Source organism: Methylomonas sp. Kb3 (genome assembly GCF_002834115.1).
GTDB lineage: Bacteria > Pseudomonadota > Gammaproteobacteria > Methylococcales > Methylomonadaceae > Methylomonas > Methylomonas defluvii.
Genome location: NZ_PIZT01000004.1, coordinates 133,855 through 153,292, shown reverse-complemented (window position 1 = coordinate 153,292; position 19,438 = coordinate 133,855). Strand labels below are relative to the sequence as shown.

Sequence of the window (19,438 nt, the reverse complement as noted above, 5' to 3'; positions counted from 1 at the left end):
CACTTTAAAGCAGAAATATATGTGCTGTCTAAAGAAGAGGGTGGTCGTCATACTCCATTTTTTAATGGCTACCGTCCGCAGTTCTACTTCAGAACGACCGACGTAACCGGTGCGGTAGATTTGCCAGAAGGCGTGGAAATGGTAATGCCTGGCGATAACATCGCCGTTACCGTAAAACTTATCTCACCGATTGCGATGGAGGACGGCTTGCGTTTTGCGATTCGCGAAGGTGGTCGCACCGTGGGTGCGGGTGTTGTTGCTTCTATTATCGAGTAATAGCCGTTTTTGATTCAAAAAATATTTTCTGAATAGGTCAGTAGTTCAATTGGTAGAGCAGCGGTCTCCAAAACCGCAAGTTGGGGGTTCGAGTCCCTCCTGGCCTGCCATTCAGAAAATCTTCATAATTTAATTCAAGTTGACTAAATGAACGCACAGGCAGAAGAGGTCTCCTCAGTGGTGGACATCGTAAAGTTGGCTTTATCTTTGGTTTTTGTTGTTGTTGGCATATCAGCGTTTTATTATTTTTCTGATTTGCAGCTTCTTTACCGCGTTTTAGTTTTGGTGGCTGTTTTAGCGGCTGCTATAGCTGTTGCTTTTACTACTGCTAAGGGCCGCGGTCTATGGGGCTTTATGCTGGAGTCCAAGCAAGAATTCAAAAGGATAGTGTGGCCCACTAAAGACGAGGCGGTTCGTACTACGCTGATGGTTTTTTTGATGGTATTCATAGTCGGCTTAATACTGTGGTTGCTAGATATGTTTTTGTTTTGGGGTGTTCAGCTTTTGATGAGCCAGGGGATTAAATAATGTCGCTTCGCTGGTATGTCGTTCATGCGTATTCCAATTTTGAAAATAAAGTCAAGCAGGCTCTTGAAGAGCGTATAAAACGCGAAGGTCTGGAAGAGTTTTTTGGAAAAATTCTGGTCCCTACTGAAGAAGTTGTTGAAATGCGCATGGGTCAGCAGCGTAAAAGTGAAAGGAAATTCTTTCCCGGATACGTGCTTGTGCAAATGGAATTGAATGACGAAACATGGCATTTAGTAAGAAATGTTCCTAGGGTATTGGGCTTTATAGGCGGGGCATCAGATAGGCCGTCACCAATCTCAGAAAAGGAAGCAATGGCAATATTAAATCGTGTCGAAGAGGGTGTGAATAAGCCACGGCCCAAAGTATTGTTTGAAGTTGGGGAAGTTGTGCGGATTACTGATGGCCCATTTAAAGACTTTAACGGCAATATAGAAGAAGTGAATTACGAGAAAAGCCGGTTGCGCGTATCGGTTCTTATTTTTGGTCGATCTACGCCGGTTGAATTAGAATTTGGACAGGTTGAAAAAGTCTAGACTACAATTTGAGATTTTTACGAATCCCTGTCATTTGCATGGCCGGGATTTTTGTTTGTTGGGGAGCTGAAAAGCGTTTGCACCCGTTAGGAGTATAAAATGGCAAAAAAAATTGATTCGTACATCAAGCTGCAAGTTAAAGCAGGCGAGGCTAATCCTAGTCCACCAATTGGTCCTGCATTGGGTCAGCGTGGTGTCAATATTATGGAGTTCTGCAAGGCGTTTAATGCAAGAACTCAAGAAGTTGAGAAAGGCCTGCCTTTGCCTGTTGTTATCACCGTCTATAGTGATAAAAGCTTTACTTTTATTACCAAGACGCCACCTGCTTCGGTTTTGTTGAAAAAAGCAGTGGGTATTAAAAGCGGAAGCAGCAAGCCTAATTCTAATAAAGTAGGCACCGTTTCGCGTGCTCAGCTGGAAGAAATTGCTAAAACCAAAATGGAAGATTTGAACGCAGCAAATTTGGAGGCGGCGATAAGAATTATTGCGGGAAGCGCTCGCAGCATGGGCTTGAACGTGGAGGGCGTGTAATGGCAAAAGTAACTAAGAAAGCAAAGGCTATCAAAGAAAAGGTAGTTAGAAGTAAACAATATTCGGTTGCCGAAGCAGTGGCTCTGTTGAAAGAGTTTGCCAATAGCAAGTTTGATGAGTCTGTGGATGTGAGTGTTAACTTGGGTGTTGATCCACGTAAATCTGATCAAAACGTTCGTGGCGCTTCCGTGTTACCAAACGGTACCGGTAAAACAGTAAGAGTTGCTGTATTTACACAAGGCCCAAATGCGGATGCGGCTCGCGAAGCGGGTGCCGACATCGTTGGTATGGACGATTTAGCTGAGCAAGTAAAACGCGGCGAAATGAACTTTGATGTGGTAATTGCCTCGCCTGATGCAATGCGTGTAGTGGGCCAATTAGGGCAAATCTTAGGCCCAAGAGGCCTGATGCCAAACCCGAAAGTAGGTACCGTGACGCCTGACGTTGTCACAGCAGTTAAAAATGCCAAATCAGGGCAGGTCAGATACCGCACAGATAAATCAGGCATTATTCATTGCTCTATCGGTAAAGTATCTTTCGATGAAACTGCGCTCAAACAAAATTTGGAGTTTTTGATTTCAGATCTTAAAAAAGCTAAACCGACGGCTGCCAAAGGCGTCTATTTGAAAAAGATTGCATTGTCCTCGACCATGGGTCCTGGCTTGTGGATCGATCAAGGCAGTATCGACATTTAAGAATTTAACAAGTTGTAAGGCTTTGGGTTGCCGAGTTATCGGCAACCGTCAAAGACCGTAGGTGCGAAAGCTTAATTTTCCTACGCAGACGGGAGCTGGAGCCGCAAAGCTGGTGAAAGGGACCGTGAAAGGGGCATCGTAAGATGCGTTTCATAGATTCCGATGGATAATCGGAAAGTACCGGAGGTAGATGTGGCACTCAATTTAGATAGCAAAAAAGTTGTCGTAGAGGAAGTTGCTGAATTCGCCGCTAAAGCCCATTCCGCCATCGCGGCGGAATATCGGGGTTTGACAGTTACCGAATTAACGGAGCTGCGTAAAACCGCGAGAGAAACGGGCGTTTATTTGCGCGTAGTCAAAAATACACTGGCTAAACGTGCTGTCGCTGGGACTGAGTTTGAATGTATGCAGGAAGGGCTGGTCGGTCCTTTAATACTGGCATTTTCCATGGAAGATCCAGGCTGCGCTGCACGGCTCATCAGCGAATTCTCCAAGGGCCATAACAAACTGATCGCGAAAGTAGTGGCAATCGGTGGTCAGGCTTTTGACGGATCGGAGTTGGATAGATTGGCAAGATTGCCAACCCGTGACCAAGGTATCAGCATGCTGATGTCGGTCATGAAAGCACCGGTTGAGAAACTCGCACGTACTCTGGCTGCAATCAGAGACGAGAAAGAAGCGGCATAATCTCGCGTTAACCAGTTAAAACTCATTAATTTTAGAGGAATATACAATGGCAATTTCACAACAAGACATCTTGGAAGCAGTCTCTAACATGACTGTGATGGAAATCGTTGATCTGATTTCAGCGATGGAAGAAAAGTTTGGCGTTTCTGCTGCTGCGGCAGTAGCGGTTGCAGCTCCTGTAGCGGCGGCTGTTGTTGAAGAGCAAACCGAGTTCGATGTTATCTTGACCGGTTTCGGCGAAAACAAAGTAGCGGTTATTAAAGCTGTTCGCGGTTTGACAGGCTTGGGCTTGAAAGAAGCGAAAGACGCTGTTGAAGGCGCACCTACTACTGTTAAAGAAGGTGTCAACAAAGCCGAAGCCGAAGCGGCGAAAAAAGAGCTTGAAGAAGCTGGCGCAACTGCCGAAATCAAATAAGCATCTTGACTGCATACCAGGCATAAGCCTATCAAACCGGGCTGACGGCATTTTGCCGTCGGCCTTTTACTGTTTCTAAAACAGTAGTAAATAATCTCTGACGACGAAGGTATAGAAGCAATATGGCCTATTCTTTTACCGAAAAAAAGCGTATCCGTAATAATTTTGGGAAGGGTTCCGAAGTATTGGAAGTTCCCTATCTTTTGGCAACACAAATTGATTCGTACGCAAATTTTTTGCAGTCCGGCATAGAGCCGGATAAACGGCGCAATCAAGGGCTGCATGCCGCATTCTCCAGTGTCTTTCCGGTAGTAAGTCATTCCGGCTATGCCGTATTGGAGTATGTTAAATATCGCTTGGGGGAACCCGCATTCGATGTAAGAGAGTGTCAACAGCGCGGCGCTACATTTTCAGCGCCTTTGCGTGTTTTAGTGCGTCTAGTTATTTATGATAAAGACGCGCCTGCTAATACCAAAGTCGTTAAGGATATTAGAGAGCAGGAAGTTTACATGGGTGAACTGCCTCTGATGACCGACAACGGTACGTTCGTGATTAACGGCACTGAGCGGGTCATTGTGTCGCAGTTGCACAGATCCCCCGGTGTATTTTACGACCACGACAAAGGTAAAACCCATTCGTCCGGCAAGTTGTTGTTTAATGCCCGAGTCATTCCTTATCGCGGCTCATGGTTGGATTTCGAATTTGATCATAAAGACGCTGTTTACGTGCGTATAGACAGACGTAGAAAAATTCCGGCGACTATTTTGTTACGGGCTTTGGGATATGAAAACGAAGAAATGATCAAAATTTTCTTCGAAACCAACAAGTTCTCATTGAGCGCCGAAAAATTGATGTTTCACGTGATCCCGGATAGGTTGCGTGGTGAAATGGCTGTTTTCGATATTAAGCACGACGGTAACGTTGTTATCGAAGAGGGGCGCAGAATTACTGCCAAACATGTTCGCCAACTGGAAAAATCCGGTGTCACTGAAATCGAAGTGCCTAGGGACTATTTGTACGGAAAAATTCTAGGCCACAATGTTGTCGATACATCCACCGGTGAGCTGTTGGCTAGTGTTAATGACGAAATCACCGACAATTTATTACAGAAGTTGATCGATGCGGGTGTTCGCGAAATCGATACATTGTATGTTAACGATTTGGATAGAGGACCTTACATTTCCAATTCGATGCGTTTGGATACCACCACAAATCGCCTGGAGGCATTGGTGGAAATCTACAGAATGATGCGTCCTGGTGAGCCGCCTACCGTAGAGTCTGCGGAAAACCTATTCGAAAACCTGTTCTTTACCGACGAACGTTACGATCTATCAGCCGTTGGCCGGATGAAATTCAATCGTCGATTGGGGCGTGAAGAAACCGAAGGCCCGGGCACGCTAAGCAAAGAAGACATCATCGATGTTTTGAAAGAACTGATCAAAATCAGAAATGGTAACGGTACCGTGGACGATATCGACCATTTGGGTAACAGACGTGTACGATCTGTTGGCGAAATGATCGAAAACCAGTTCCGCATCGGTTTGGTTCGAGTCGAACGGGCTGTCAGAGAACGTTTGACCTTGGCGGATTCCGAGGGCTATATGCCGCAGGAAATCATCAACGCTAAGCCTGTTTCTGCGGCAGTCAAGGAATTCTTTGGTTCCAGCCAGTTGTCGCAATTTATGGACCAGAACAATCCGTTATCGCAAGTTACCCACAAGCGTCGGGTTTCGGCACTGGGTCCTGGCGGTTTAGCCAGAGAGCGCGCTGGATTCGAGGTTCGTGACGTACACACCACTCACTATGGTCGAGTTTGCCCTATCGAAACGCCAGAGGGGCCGAACATTGGTTTGATTAACTCATTGTCTGTCTACGCCAGAACCAACGAATACGGCTTCTTGGAAACTCCGTACCGGAAAGTGGTCGACGGTAAAGTAACCGATCAGGTCGATTACATTTCCGCAATCGAAGAAGGAGAATACGTTATCGCGCAGTCCAGCGTGGCGGTTGACGAAAACGGCAAATTGGTTGAAGGCTTGGTGTCTTGCCGTTACAAAGACGAATTCACCTTGGCTTCGTCCGAAACCGTGCAATATATGGACGTATCGTCCAAGCAGATCGTATCCGTGGCGGCATCCATCATCCCGTTCTTGGAACATGACGACGCGAACCGGGCGCTGATGGGTTCGAACATGCAACGTCAAGCGGTTCCCACATTGCGTGCAGAGAAGCCTTTGGTCGGTACAGGTATGGAACGTGTCGTCGCAAAAGACTCGGGTGTAACCGTGGTAGCAACTCGTGGTGGTCGTATCGAAGCGGTTGATGCCGGGCGTATCGTAGTACGTGCGAATGACGAAGAGACCGTTGCGGGTGTGCCAGGCGTGGATATCTACAACTTGATTAAATATACCCGTTCCAACCAAAACACCTGTATCAACCAAAAACCACTGGTTAAACTCGGCGACATCGTCAGAGCCGGCGATATTTTGGCGGACGGCCCTTCGACCGACATCGGCGAATTGGCCCTGGGTCAAAACATGTTGATAGCCTTCATGCCCTGGAATGGCTATAACTTCGAAGACTCCATTTTGGTGTCTGAGCGAGTAGTAAAGGAAGATCGCTTTACGACTATTCATATCGAAGAAAAAACCTGCGTAGCTCGCGAAACCAAGCACAGTCCGGAAGAGATTACCGCGGACATTCCAAACGTTAGTGAAGAAGCCTTATCCAAATTGGATGAATCCGGGATTGTATACGTCGGTGCGGAAGTGAAAGGCGGCGACATTCTAGTGGGTAAAGTGACGCCGAAAGGTGAAACGCAATTAACGCCAGAAGAGAAGTTGCTGAGAGCCATCTTCGGCGAAAAAGCAGCCGATGTGAAAGACACGTCGCTACGTGTGCCGGGCAACGTGCGCGGTACTGTGATTGATGTTCAGGTTTTCACTCGTGATGGAGTGAAAAAGGACAAGCGAGCCCTGGAAATCGAAGATGCGGAAATCAAGCGTTACCGGAAAGACTTGGATGACCAACTGAAAATCGTCGAGCACGATATTTTTGCTCGGGTAAAAACCTTGTTAGCTGGTAAAAAAGCCGAAAAGGGTCCGAATGGCTTGAAAAAAGGCGAAGAAATTACCGCTGATTATCTGGATGGCTTGGTGCCTTCCGAGTTGTTGAAAATTCGCACACAAGACGAAGATGTCAACGTGCAATTGGAGACCGTTGCCGAGCATGTCGAGCAGCAACGTAAAGAGTTCGACGAGCGTTTCGAGCAGAAAAAGAAAAAAATCACCATGGGCGACGATTTGGCGCCGGGCGTGTTGAAAATGGTCAAAGTTTATTTGGCTGTTAAAAAACGTATTCAGCCGGGCGACAAGATGGCCGGCCGTCACGGTAACAAGGGGGTTATCTCCCAAATCGTGCCGATTGAAGACATGCCGTATACCGCTGACGGTAACCCCGTCGACATTTTGTTAAATCCTCTTGGCGTACCATCGCGGATGAACGTTGGTCAGGTGTTGGAAACGCATTTGGGTTGGGCATCTAAAGGCTTGGGTATCAAGATCGGTAAGATGCTGGAAGCTCAAGCAAAAGTCGCGGAAATACGTGGTTTCATGGAGAAAATTTACAATTGCAGCGGCCGAAAGGAAGATCTGAATTCGTTTACCGATAAAGAAATTCTAGAGATGGCGGTCAACTTGGTTGCCGGTGTACCGATGGCGACCCCGGTCTTCGACGGGGCTTCGGAAGAAGATATTCGTACCATGTTGCGTTTGGCCGATTTACCGGAGCACGGGCAAACCGTACTGTACGATGGCTTAACAGGCGAACCGTTTGAGCGTGAAGTTACTGTGGGTTACATGTATATGCTGAAACTGAATCACTTGGTGGACGACAAAATGCATGCGCGTTCTACCGGCCCTTACAGTTTGGTAACGCAGCAACCGTTGGGCGGTAAAGCGCAATTCGGTGGCCAGCGTTTTGGTGAGATGGAGGTCTGGGCCCTGGAAGCTTACGGCGCCGCGTACACATTGCAAGAAATGTTGACGGTCAAATCCGATGACGTGACAGGCAGAACCAGAATGTATAAAAACATTGTCGATGGCAACCATTCAATGGAAGCCGGCATGCCGGAATCATTCAATGTCTTAGTGAAAGAGATTCGTTCGCTGGCAGTGAATATCGAAATGGAACAAGACTAATTCTGTTCTTTGCGAGATAGATTCTGGACAATATCGGATAACATTTAAAGGGGATAAGCTCTTGAAAGATTTAATGAATTTCTTAAAACGTCAAGGTCGTACAGACGATTTTGACAATATCCGCATTGGATTGGCTTCGCCGGACATGATTCGTTCATGGTCTTATGGTGAAGTGAAAAAGCCTGAGACAATCAATTACCGAACCTTTAAACCGGAACGTGACGGCTTGTTTTGCGCCAAGATTTTCGGACCCATCAGCGACTATGAGTGCTTGTGCGGTAAATACAAGCGCCTAAAGCATCGCGGCGTCATCTGCGAAAAATGCGGCGTCGAAGTTACCTTGTCTAAAGTACGCCGCGAACGAATGGGCCATATCGATTTGGCCAGCCCGGTGGCGCATATTTGGTTTCTGAAATCACTGCCTTCCCGGATTGCTTTGCTATTGGATATGACATTGCGTTCGATCGAACGGGTGTTGTATTTTGAAACATTCGTCGTGATTGATCCGGGCATGTCTCCGTTGGAGAAAGGCCAGCTTCTGACCGACGAAGAATATTTGAACGCTGTTGAAGAACACGGCGACGATTTCGTTGCAAAAATGGGTGCCGAGGCGATCTATGATTTGCTCAAATCAATTGATTTAAAAGAAGAAATCAACACGCTACGTGAAGAAATCAACGCGACGAATTCCGATACCAAAATCAAAAAATATTCGAAACGGCTGAAAGTTATCGATTCTTTGCTGGCTTCTAATAATCGTCCGGAATGGATGATTATGACGGTCTTGCCAGTATTGCCACCCGAGTTGCGTCCATTGGTGCCATTGGATGGCGGTCGTTTCGCAACCTCCGATTTGAATGATTTATATCGTCGGGTAATCAACAGAAATAATCGCTTAACACGCTTGCTGGATTTGAACGCGCCTGACATCATCGTTCGCAACGAAAAACGCATGCTGCAAGAGGCGGTCGATGCGTTGTTGGATAATGGTCGCCGCGGTCGTGCTATCACCGGTAGCAACAGACGTCCTTTGAAATCTTTGGCCGATATGATCAAAGGTAAGCAAGGTCGTTTCCGGCAGAACTTGTTGGGCAAGCGCGTCGATTATTCCGGACGTTCGGTTATCGTGGTGGGGCCGACATTAAGGCTCCATCAGTGCGGTTTGCCGAAAAAAATGGCTTTGGAGTTGTTTAAACCTTTCATATTCAGCAAATTGCAGTTGCGTGGCTTAGCGACGACGATCAAAGCAGCCAAGAAAATGGTGGAACGTGAAGGTGCGGAAGTATGGGATATTCTTGAAGAAGTAATTCGTGAGCATCCGGTATTACTAAACCGTGCTCCGACGTTGCATAGATTAGGTATTCAAGCATTTGAGCCGATTTTGATCGAAGGTAAAGCCATTCAGTTGCATCCCTTGGTCTGTAGTGCGTTCAACGCCGACTTCGACGGCGACCAAATGGCCGTGCATATTCCGTTGTCTATTGAGGCGCAGTTGGAAGCGCGTACCTTGATGATGGCAACTAACAATATTTTATCGCCCGCCAACGGTGAGCCAGTAATCAATCCTTCTCAGGACGTAGTTTTGGGCTTGTATTACATTACACGTGAGAAAATTAATGCGGTAGGCGAGGGTAGTGTATTTGGCGATTTGTCAGAGGTAATGTTAGCGCTTGACGCTAAAGCTGTTGAATTGCAAAGTAAAATTGAAGTGCGCGTCACCGAGAAATTGAAAACTCCGGAAGGCGACTTCGAAACCATCGTCAGCAGAAAGAAAACTACGGTAGGGCGCGCAATCGTTTGGGGTATTGTGCCAGACGGTATGCCTTACGAATTGGTCAACGTCGACATGACCAAGAAGAATATTTCCCGGCTGATCAACTATAGCTACCGCTATCTCGGTATCAAAGAAACCGTAATGTTGGCAGATAAGATCATGTACCTGGGATTTAAATATGCCACGCGCTCCGGGGTGTCTTTCGGTATCGAAGACATGGAAATTCCCGTCAAGAAAGCCGACATCATTCGTTCCGCCGACGCCGAGGTTAATGAAATTCAAAACCAGTACGCCTCCGGTTTGGTTACGGACGGTGAGCGTTACAATAAGGTCGTTGATATTTGGTCTCGCGCCAATGATCAGGTCGCGAAAGTAATGATGGAAGGTTTGGGTGAAGACGAAGTTGTCAACTCAAAAGGCGAGAATGTAAAGCAAAAATCGTTCAACTCCATCTTTATGATGGCCGAGTCCGGTGCGCGGGGTTCCGCCGCACAGATTCGCCAGTTGGCGGGTATGCGGGGTTTGATGGCTAAACCGGATGGCTCCATTATTGAGACGCCGATTACTGCGAACTTCCGTGAAGGCTTGGACGTATTACAGTACTTTATTTCAACCCACGGTGCTCGCAAAGGCTTGGCGGATACCGCGCTTAAAACCGCTAACTCGGGTTATTTGACTCGACGTTTGGTCGACGTCGCACAGGATTTGGTGATTGCTGAATCTGATTGTGGTACACAAAACGGTCTGACCATGATGCCGATTATTGAAGGCGGGGACGTGGTTGAGCCTTTGGCTGATCGCGTGTTGGGAAGAGTCGCGGCGATAGACGTAACCGATCCCGCCGGCAATAATATTCTGATTCCTGCCGGCACCATGATTGACGAAAATTTGGTCACGGTTCTGGAAGATAACGGCGTTGACAAGATGTTGGTGCGCTCTGTGATTACTTGCGAATCGAGGCAAGGTGTTTGTGCCAAATGCTACGGGCGTGATTTAGGGCGCGGTCATTTAGTTAACATCGGTGAAGCCGTGGGCGTTGTGGCGGCACAGTCAATTGGTGAACCTGGTACTCAGCTGACAATGCGGACCTTCCACATCGGTGGTGCTGCTTCGCGGTCTGCTGCGGTTAGCAACGTGCAAGTTAAATCCAGCGGTACTGCAAAGCTCAATAACCTAAAAACCGTTAAGAACAGAGAGAGCAATCTTGTTGCGGTATCTCGGTCTGGCGAGGTTGGGGTTATGGATGATTACGGTCGTGAGCGTGAGCGTTACAAAATTCCTTACGGTGCCGTATTGTCGGTGGGTGATGGTAGCCCGGTCAGTGCTGGCGATATTATCGTGAACTGGGATCCGCATACTCACCCGGTTATCACCGAAGTAGACGGTTTTATTCAGCTGATTGATTTTATGGACGGGATCACCGTTCAAGAGCAGTCAGATGATGTCACTGGCTTAACCTCGAGAGTGGTTACGGATCCTAAGCAAAGAAGCTCAGCCGGTAAAGAGTTGCGGCCTATGGTTCGTCTTCTTGATGAGCAAGGTGGGCAAATCAATTTGCCGGGTACTGATATTCCAGCTCAATACTTTTTACCTGCAGGCGCTATCGTTGGGGTTAAGGACGGAGGGGAAGTAAAGGTTGGTGACGTTTTAGCGAGAATTCCGCAAGAATCCAGTAAAACCAGGGATATTACCGGTGGTTTGCCAAGGGTTGCTGATCTGTTTGAAGCGCGTAAAACAAAAGACCCTGCTATTTTGGCGGAGGCAACCGGTATGGTCTCCTTTGGTAAAGAAACTAAGGGTAAGCAGCGCGTCATCATCACGGATTCGGAAGGCGAGCAATACGAAACCCTAATTCCAAAGTGGCGGCATATCACCGTATTCGAGGGTGAATTTGTTGATAAAGGCGAAACCATCGCTGAAGGTGAGCTGACCCCTCATGATATTTTAAGACTGCGCGGTATCGAAGAATTGGCCGACTACCTGGTAAAAGAAATTCAAGATGTATATCGTCTGCAAGGTGTAAAAATCAACGACAAGCATATTGAGGCAATCATCCGCCAAATGCTCAGAAAAGTCGAGATTACCGCCTCTGGAGACACAGATTTCGTCAAAGGAGAGCAGGTCGAACGTACCATGATTAACTCAGTGAACGACCAAGTTGAACGTGAAGGTAAGATTCCGGCTAGCTACGATTCTTTGTTGCTGGGTATCACGAAAGCATCGTTGGCCACCGAGTCATTTATTTCGGCGGCGTCGTTCCAAGAGACGACTCGGGTGTTGACAGATGCGGCGGTAAGAGGTATCAGCGATAGCTTGAATGGCTTAAAAGAGAACGTCATTGTTGGTCGTCTCATACCGGCGGGTACTGGTTTGGCTTACCATGAACAGCGACGTAAGAGAAGGGCGGCGGACTCTGGTTCCGGTTCAGAAGCTTCTAGTCAGGCCATTGAAGCTGTCGATGTGGAGGAAGCGTTGAAACAAGCTTTGAATGTAGAGTAGAGAATTTTAAAAACGCTTGACCTAGGTCTATTGTAAAGGTATCATGCTCTGCTCACATCGGCCAATAGGTTTGGGCGGAGCTGTATTGATCTGTGATCGCGCAGAGTCCTTTATTGCTTATTAAACATTGCATATTTGGAGTAGTTAAGAATGGCCACGATCAATCAATTGGTCCGTAAGCCTCGTGCTAAAAAAATAGAAAAGACTAACGTTCCGGCGTTGGAGGCTTGTCCGCAAAGGCGCGGGGTTTGTACCAGGGTTTACACTACAACCCCGAAAAAGCCGAACTCAGCTTTGCGTAAGGTTGCGAGGGTGCGGCTGACCAATGGTGCGGAAGTAAGTAGCTATATCGGTGGTGAAGGACACAATCTTCAGGAGCACTCTGTGGTGCTGATTCGGGGTGGTCGTGTGAAAGATTTGCCTGGTGTGCGTTATCACGTGGTTCGGGGGAGTCTCGATACTTCTGGTGTTAAGGATAGAAAATGTGGTCGCTCCAAATATGGCGCGAAAAGACCTAAGAAATAAAGGTTGATAACAGATGTCAAGAAGAAGAGTTGCTGCAAAAAGAGTCATTAATCCAGATCCGCGTTTTGGTAGCGATATGCTGTCAAAATTCATGAACATGATTATGGAGGATGGTAAGAAGTCTGTCGCTGAGAAAATTGTTTACGGTGCTTTGGATGTTATCGAAGGTAAAGGTCATAAAGAATCTTTAGATTTGGTTGCAAAAGCATTGGAAAACGTTCAGCCGCGCGTTGAGGTTAAGTCGCGCCGGGTTGGTGGTGCTACTTATCAGGTGCCTGTCGAAGTGCGTCCTGCCAGAAGGTTGGCGCTGTCGATGCGCTGGTTGATTGATGCGGCGCGTAAGCGTAACGAAAGAACCATGGCGGCTAAGTTGGCGGGTGAGTTGTTGGACGCCTCTGAGGGTCGAGGCGCCGCTGCAAAGAAACGCGAAGACACGCATAGAATGGCTGAAGCTAATAAAGCGTTTGCTCATTATCGCTGGTAAGAAAAGTTAAGCAGGGTAGTTGTTGTGGCTCGTAAGACGCCTATAGAGCGTTATCGTAATATAGGCATTATGGCGCATATAGATGCCGGAAAAACAACTACGACCGAGCGGATACTGTTTTACACCGGGGTTTCGCACAAGATGGGCGAGGTCCATGATGGTGCTGCGACAATGGATTGGATGGAGCAAGAGCAGGAGAGGGGTATAACAATCACTTCTGCTGCGACTACGTGCTTCTGGTTGGGAATGGAAAAGCAATACCCGGAGCATCGAATTAATATTATAGATACGCCTGGGCACGTCGATTTCACTATAGAGGTGGAGCGGTCTTTGCGTGTTTTGGATGGTGCGTGCGCTGTTTTTTGTGCGGTGGGTGGGGTGGAGCCTCAGTCGGAAACGGTCTGGCGCCAGGCAAACAAATACCATGTGCCAAGGCTGGCATTTGTAAACAAGATGGATCGTTCCGGCGCAAATTTTTTGCGCGTCGTTGAGCAAATTAAATCTCGGCTTGGTAGCAATGTAATTCCAATGCAATTGCCGATTGGGGCGGAGGAGAGCTTTAAAGGCATTATAGATTTGCTGAAAATGAAGGCAATCTATTGGGAAGATGCCAACATGGGTGTGAGTTTTACGGAAACGGAAATTCCAGCAGAAATGGAAGAATCTGCTGTAAATTGGCGCGAGCGTATAATTGAAGCTGCTGCAGATGCGTCCGAAGAATTAATGGATAAATATCTTGAAAAAGGTGTTTTGACAAACGAAGAAATAAAACTGGGTATAAGGGCGCAGGTTCTGCAGAATAAGTTGGTTCCGGCTTATTGTGGGTCGGCCTTTAAGAACAAAGGTGTGCAGTGTGTTCTTGATGGTGTGATTGATTTTTTGCCATCCCCTCTCGATATAAAGCCCGTAGAAGGTCTGTCAGATGCTGGCATTAGTTCGACTCGTGGTGCTTCTGATGATGAGTCCTTCTCAGCGTTAGCATTTAAAATAGCCACTGACCCATTTGTTGGGACCTTGACATTTTTTAGGGTTTACTCCGGTTTGGTAAAGTCTGGAGATGCGGTTTTAAATGTCGGTAAAGGTAAAAAAGAAAGAATTGGACGCATTGTTCAGATGCACGCCAATAGTCGCGTCGAAATCAATGAGGTGAGGGCCGGCGAGATCGCTGCGCTGATCGGGCTGAAAGACGTCACCACTGGTGATACTCTTTGTGATATTGAAAAGCCAATTCTGCTTGAGAAAATGGAGTTTCCTGAGCCTGTAATTGCTGTTGCTGTTGAGCCTAGGACAAAAGCTGATCAAGATAAAATGGGCGCTGCGCTAGCTAAGCTTGCGCAAGAAGATCCGTCCTTTAGAGTGGGTAGCGACCCTGAGTCGGGTCAGACAATAATTTCAGGAATGGGCGAATTGCATCTTGAAATTATCGTTGACCGGATGAGAAGAGAGTTTAATGTTGCCGCAAATGTTGGGGCTCCCCAAGTTGCTTATAGGGAAACTATAAAGCGTGCTGTGGAATGCGAAGGAAAATTCATCAGGCAATCTGGAGGCAAGGGTCAATACGGGCATGTATGGCTCCGGTTGGAGCCAAAAGAGCCGGGCACTGGTTATGAATTTGTGAGTGAGTTGGTTGGCGGTGCTATTCCCAAGGAGTATATCCCGGCCATAGACAAGGGTGTGCAAGAGCAAATGGAAAATGGCGTTTTGGCAGGTTTTCCGGTTGTTGATGTAAAGGTTAGTTTATTCGATGGTTCATATCATGATGTCGATTCGAATGAAATGGCTTTCAAGATAGCAGGATCTATGTGTTTCAGGGATGGGGCTAAGACTGCAAATCCTGCGTTGCTTGAACCTATTATGAAAGTCGAGGTGGTAACACCCGAGGATTATATGGGTGAGGTAGTGGGTGACATTAATCGACGGAGAGGTGTCATTCACGGAATGGAAGATGTTCCGGCCGGAAAGGTAATAGAGTGCGAAGTCCCTCTTGCCGAAATGTTCGGTTATGCCACGGATCTTAGGTCGGCGACTCAGGGCAGAGCAACGTACAGTATGCAGTTTGAAAGATATAACGAAGCACCTGCAAGCATTGCGGAAGCGATTATTAGAAAAGTATCTTAAATTTTTTACATATCAGGTATTGAATCATGGCTAAAGAAAAATTTGAAAGAAAGAAACCGCACGTAAACGTAGGCACCATTGGTCACGTTGACCACGGTAAAACCACATTGACAGCGGCATTAACAAAAGTCATGGCGGAGCTGCAAGGCGGCGAAGTTAAGGCTTTTGATCAAATCGACAATGCCCCGGAAGAACGTGCGCGCGGTATAACCATTTCTACGTCACACGTAGAGTACGAATCAGCCAACCGCCACTATGCCCACGTTGACAGCCCTGGTCACGCTGACTACGTTAAAAACATGATTACCGGTGCTGCCCAAATGGACGGCGCGATTTTGGTTTGCTCTGCTGCGGACGGTCCTATGCCGCAAACGCGCGAGCACATTCTGTTGTCACGTCAAGTCGGTGTGCCTTACATTGTTGTGTTCTTGAACAAGGCCGATATGGTAGATGACGCTGAGTTGATTGAACTGGTTGAAATGGAAATTCGCGAGCTGTTGAATCAATACGAATTTCCAGGTGACGACACTCCTATTATCGTTGGTTCCGCATTGAAAGCTTTAGAAGGCGAGCAAAGCGAAATTGGTGTACAATCCGTAGTTCGCTTGGTTGAAGCGTTGGACAGTTACATTCCCGAGCCAGAACGCGCGATCGACGGCAAATTCTTGATGCCTATCGAAGACGTGTTCTCAATTTCAGGTCGCGGTACCGTAGTAACCGGACGTGTTGAGCGGGGTATCATCAAAGTTGGCGAAGCCGTCGAGATCGTCGGCATCAAAGATACAGTTCAAACGACCTGCACAGGTGTGGAAATGTTCCGCAAACTGCTCGACCAAGGTCAAGCGGGCGATAACGTCGGTGTACTGTTGCGTGGTACTAAAAGAGAAGACGTGGAGCGTGGTCAAGTATTGGCGCATGTGAATACCATCAAGCCACATGCCCACTTTAAAGCAGAAATATATGTGCTGTCTAAAGAAGAGGGTGGTCGTCATACTCCATTTTTTAATGGCTACCGTCCGCAGTTCTACTTCAGAACGACCGACGTAACCGGTGCGGTAGATTTGCCAGAAGGCGTGGAAATGGTAATGCCTGGCGATAACATCGCCGTTACCGTAAAACTTATTAATATATGTGCTGTCTAAAGAAGAGGGTGGTCGTCATACTCCATTCTTTAATGGCTACCGTCCGCAGTTCTACTTCAGAACGACCGATGTAACCGGTGCGGTAGATTTGCCAGAAGGCGTGGAAATGGTTATGCCTGGTGATAACATCGCCGTTACCGTAAAACTTATCTCACCGATTGCGATGGAGGACGGCTTGCGTTTTGCGATTCGCGAAGGTGGTCGCACCGTGGGTGCGGGTGTTGTTGCTTCTATTATCGAGTAATCAAGATGGCTAATCAAACTATCAGAATCCAATTAAAAGCCTTTGATCATAAATTGATTGATCAGTCGGCGGGTGAGATAGTAGAAACAGCGAAGCGAACGGGCGCCCAAGTAAAGGGCCCCATTCCTTTGCCTACTAGAAAAGAACGTTTTACTGTATTGATTTCACCGCATGTTAACAAAGATGCGCGTGATCAATATGAACTGAGAACTTACAAGAGGTTGCTTGATATCGTTGAGCCAACCGATAAGACTGTTGACGCCTTGATGAAGTTGGATCTGGCGGCTGGGGTCGATGTTCAAATTAAGCTTAAATAGCAGCAAGTAATAATTTAGAGGGATTGGCAGATGTCAATAGGTCTTATTGGTCGTAAATGTGGTATGACCAGAATATTTTGCGAAGATGGCTCTTCGGTACCTGTTACCGTGCTTCACATTGACTCCAACAGAGTTATACAGGTAAAGAGCGTTGAAACTGATGGTTATCGCGCTATTCAGGTGGCGGCGGGTGATGTGAAGTCTTCAAAAGTCAACAAAGCAATGGCTGGGCATTACGCATCTGCCAATGTGACCGCTGGGCGTGGCTTGTGGGAATTCAGGCTGAGCGAGAGCGAAGCATCCGAGTTTTCTGCTGGTGCGGAGTTGAGTGTTAACGTGTTCGAAGCTGGGCAGGTTGTTGATGTGTCCGGTACAAGTATTGGTAAAGGTTTTGCCGGTACAGTCAAACGCCATAACTTCAGAACGCAAGACGCGACGCACGGTAACTCACGCTCCCATCGGGTTCCTGGTTCCAGCGGTATGAACCAAACACCCGGTCGTGTGTTTAAAGGCAAAAAGATGTGCGGACATATGGGCGCTGTTAAAACAACAATACAGAATTTGACTATACATGCTGTAGATGCTGAAAGGAACCTGATTTTAGTCAGAGGCGCTGTGCCTGGTGCCAAGGGTGGTGATGTGGTTATCACACCTGCAGTTAAAATGTTAAATAAAGGTTAATTTATGACTTTGCAAATACCTGCAATCAATAATCAAGATTCTGCACAGGCGCTGGATGTCTCCGAATTAGTGTTCGGACAGGATTTTAATGAAACCCTAGTGCATCAGCTGGTAACCAAATATCTTTCAGCAGCAAGATCGGGTACTAAAGGCCAAAAGAATCGTGCTGCGGTGAGTGGCGGCGGTGCTAAGCCGTTCCGTCAAAAAGGTACAGGTCGTGCGCGAGCTGGAACAACCAGAAGCCCGGTATGGCGTACAGGTGGTGTCGCGTTCGCAGCTCAACCAAGATCTTTTGATCAGAAGTTGAACAAAAAAATGTACAAGGTTGGTATTAGATCTATTTTTTCTGAATTGTTGAGACAGGGTAGATTAGCTGTATGCAACGACATAACGCCGGCAACACCAAAAACAAAAGACTTTTTGAGCAAGATTAAGGGTATCGATGCAAAAAGGTTGTTAGTGGTGGCGGACGACTTAAATGAGAATTTAATTCTAGCGGCTAGAAATATACCTTATATAGCGGTAGTCACTCCAAGTAGTGTGGATCCAGTGTCTTTGGTGTCCGCGGATAAGGTAATTGCGACAGCAACAGCGCTGAAACAGATTGAGGAGCGTTTGGCATGAGTATTGAGCAGATCAAATTAGCAAGTGTTTTGCATGCGCCAATTGTGTCGGAGAAAAGTTCCAACGCTGCGGACCAAAGTAATCAGTTTGTATTCAAAGTTAAAAAATCTGCAACAAAATTGCAGATTAAAAATGCTGTTGAACTGATGTTTGGTGTTGAAGTAGCTGCCGTTCGTGTTCTGAATGTTAAAGGAAAAGTAAAACGATTCGGACGAACATTGGGTAAGCGATCCGACTGGAAAAAAGCTTATGTTAAGCTTCAGCCTGGTCATAACATTGAATTAGCGACAGCATAATACTTTAAAGCAAATAAGGAGCGGTAGAAGAGCATGGCTATTCTAAAATCAAAACCGACATCTCCGGGTTCTCGGTTTGTAGTGCGTGTACAAAATAATGATTTGCATAAGGGTAAGCCATTTGCGCAACTACTTGACAAAAAAAGCAACACTGGCGGTCGTAATAATCTCGGTAGGATAACCACTCGACATATTGGTGGTGGACACAAAAAATTCTACCGGATAGTAGACTTTAAACGCGACAAAACTGATATCCCCGCATTGGTAGAGCGCATTGAGTACGATCCTAACCGAACTGCGAATATAGCGCTGATTCTTTTTAAAGATGGTGAGCGCAAATACATAATCGCCCCAAAAGGGATAGAGGTTGGTCAAGAGATATTGAGTGGGGAAACAACGCCGGTTAAACCTGGCAACTGTATGCCTCTGCGAAATATGCCTTTGGGTACCACAATTCATTGTATCGAGCTAAAGCCAGGAAAAGGCGCACAAATAGCTAGAAGCGCAGGAACCTCTGTTCAATTGGTTGCTAAAGACGGCGCATACGTCACTATCCGGCTACGCTCTGGAGAGATGAGAAAAGTTCCGTCAGATTGTAAAGGCGTAGTTGGTGAGGTCTCAAACTCTGAGCACAATCTTATTTCGTTAGGAAAAGCAGGTGCGAAAAGATGGCGCGGTGTTAGACCTACTGTTAGAGGTGTGGCGATGAACCCCGTAGATCATCCTCATGGTGGTGGTGAAGGCAGAACCTCGGGTGGAAGACACCCTGTTTCTCCTTGGGGAACGCCAACAAAAGGCTATAAAACTCGAAAAAACAAACGTACTGATAATATGATTGTCAGACGCCGTAAGCAAAAATAAGAGGTATTT

The 19,438-nt window shown here is 46.9% G+C and carries 16 protein-coding genes, 1 tRNA gene and 3 pseudogenes; all 20 read left to right on the top strand.

Annotation, left to right across the window (positions count from 1 at the left end):
• Positions 1-276 (top strand): annotated as a pseudogene (gene tuf / locus CWO84_RS03690) (elongation factor Tu); the annotation flags it as partial.
• 34 nt (positions 277-310) lie between these two features.
• A tRNA-Trp gene (locus CWO84_RS03685) sits at positions 311-386 on the top strand.
• A 37-nt stretch (positions 387-423) separates the two neighbouring features.
• Positions 424-804, top strand: a complete 381-nt coding sequence (gene secE, locus CWO84_RS03680) for a preprotein translocase subunit SecE (protein ID WP_033159600.1) — start codon at positions 424-426, stop codon at positions 802-804.
• Positions 804-1,337: a transcription termination/antitermination protein NusG gene (gene nusG / locus CWO84_RS03675; RefSeq protein WP_033159599.1), complete on the top strand. Its 534-nt coding sequence runs from the start codon at positions 804-806 to the stop codon at positions 1,335-1,337. The genes secE and nusG overlap by 1 nt, the downstream gene beginning before the upstream one ends.
• Before the next feature lie 99 nt (positions 1,338-1,436).
• Positions 1,437-1,868, top strand: a complete 432-nt coding sequence (gene rplK, locus CWO84_RS03670; protein WP_020484793.1) for a 50S ribosomal protein L11 — start codon at positions 1,437-1,439, stop codon at positions 1,866-1,868.
• Positions 1,868-2,563: a 50S ribosomal protein L1 gene (rplA, locus tag CWO84_RS03665; RefSeq protein ID WP_033159598.1), complete on the top strand. Its 696-nt coding sequence runs from the start codon at positions 1,868-1,870 to the stop codon at positions 2,561-2,563. Before rplK ends, rplA begins: the two co-directional genes overlap by 1 nt.
• Before the next feature lie 192 nt (positions 2,564-2,755).
• Positions 2,756-3,250, top strand: a complete 495-nt coding sequence (gene rplJ, locus CWO84_RS03660) for a 50S ribosomal protein L10 (protein WP_026147170.1) — start codon at positions 2,756-2,758, stop codon at positions 3,248-3,250.
• Positions 3,251-3,296: 46 nt separating this feature from the next.
• The gene (rplL, locus tag CWO84_RS03655) at positions 3,297-3,665 is read left to right on the top strand and encodes a 50S ribosomal protein L7/L12 (RefSeq protein ID WP_020484796.1); all 369 of its coding nucleotides are present in this window, start codon (positions 3,297-3,299) and stop codon (positions 3,663-3,665) included.
• 122 nt (positions 3,666-3,787) lie between these two features.
• Positions 3,788-7,864 (top strand): DNA-directed RNA polymerase subunit beta, encoded by a 4,077-nt coding sequence (gene rpoB, locus CWO84_RS03650; RefSeq protein WP_033159597.1) that lies wholly within the window; start codon positions 3,788-3,790, stop codon positions 7,862-7,864.
• A gap of 61 nt (positions 7,865-7,925) precedes the next feature.
• Positions 7,926-12,137, top strand: a complete 4,212-nt coding sequence (gene rpoC, locus CWO84_RS03645; RefSeq protein ID WP_201799016.1) for a DNA-directed RNA polymerase subunit beta' — start codon at positions 7,926-7,928, stop codon at positions 12,135-12,137.
• Between the two features lie 150 nt (positions 12,138-12,287).
• A complete protein-coding gene (gene rpsL, locus CWO84_RS03640) occupies positions 12,288-12,662 on the top strand; it encodes a 30S ribosomal protein S12 (protein ID WP_013820393.1) in 375 nt (124 codons plus the stop codon).
• A gap of 13 nt (positions 12,663-12,675) precedes the next feature.
• Positions 12,676-13,146, top strand: a complete 471-nt coding sequence (rpsG, locus tag CWO84_RS03635) for a 30S ribosomal protein S7 (protein ID WP_020484799.1) — start codon at positions 12,676-12,678, stop codon at positions 13,144-13,146.
• 24 nt (positions 13,147-13,170) lie between these two features.
• On the top strand, positions 13,171-15,264 hold the full coding sequence (gene fusA, locus CWO84_RS03630; protein ID WP_033159595.1) for an elongation factor G: 2,094 nt from the start codon (positions 13,171-13,173) through the stop codon (positions 15,262-15,264).
• A 26-nt stretch (positions 15,265-15,290) separates the two neighbouring features.
• Positions 15,291-16,391 (top strand): annotated as a pseudogene (gene tuf, locus CWO84_RS03625) (elongation factor Tu); the annotation flags it as partial.
• A pseudogene (gene tuf, locus CWO84_RS03620) lies at positions 16,390-16,650 on the top strand (elongation factor Tu); the annotation flags it as partial. The pseudogenes tuf (CWO84_RS03625) and tuf (CWO84_RS03620), both read left to right, overlap by 2 nt.
• Before the next feature lie 5 nt (positions 16,651-16,655).
• Entirely contained in the window at positions 16,656-16,967 is a 312-nt protein-coding gene (gene rpsJ, locus CWO84_RS03615; RefSeq protein WP_020484801.1) for a 30S ribosomal protein S10, read from the top strand.
• Positions 16,968-16,997: 30 nt separating this feature from the next.
• Positions 16,998-17,648 (top strand): 50S ribosomal protein L3, encoded by a 651-nt coding sequence (rplC, locus tag CWO84_RS03610; protein WP_033157224.1) that lies wholly within the window; start codon positions 16,998-17,000, stop codon positions 17,646-17,648.
• A gap of 3 nt (positions 17,649-17,651) precedes the next feature.
• A complete protein-coding gene (gene rplD / locus CWO84_RS03605; RefSeq protein WP_033157223.1) occupies positions 17,652-18,272 on the top strand; it encodes a 50S ribosomal protein L4 in 621 nt (206 codons plus the stop codon).
• Between the two features lie 2 nt (positions 18,273-18,274).
• Positions 18,275-18,568, top strand: a complete 294-nt coding sequence (rplW, locus tag CWO84_RS03600) for a 50S ribosomal protein L23 (protein WP_171697812.1) — start codon at positions 18,275-18,277, stop codon at positions 18,566-18,568.
• A 33-nt stretch (positions 18,569-18,601) separates the two neighbouring features.
• Positions 18,602-19,429: a 50S ribosomal protein L2 gene (gene rplB, locus CWO84_RS03595; protein WP_084153317.1), complete on the top strand. Its 828-nt coding sequence runs from the start codon at positions 18,602-18,604 to the stop codon at positions 19,427-19,429.
• The last annotated feature ends 9 nt before the right edge of the window (positions 19,430-19,438 follow it).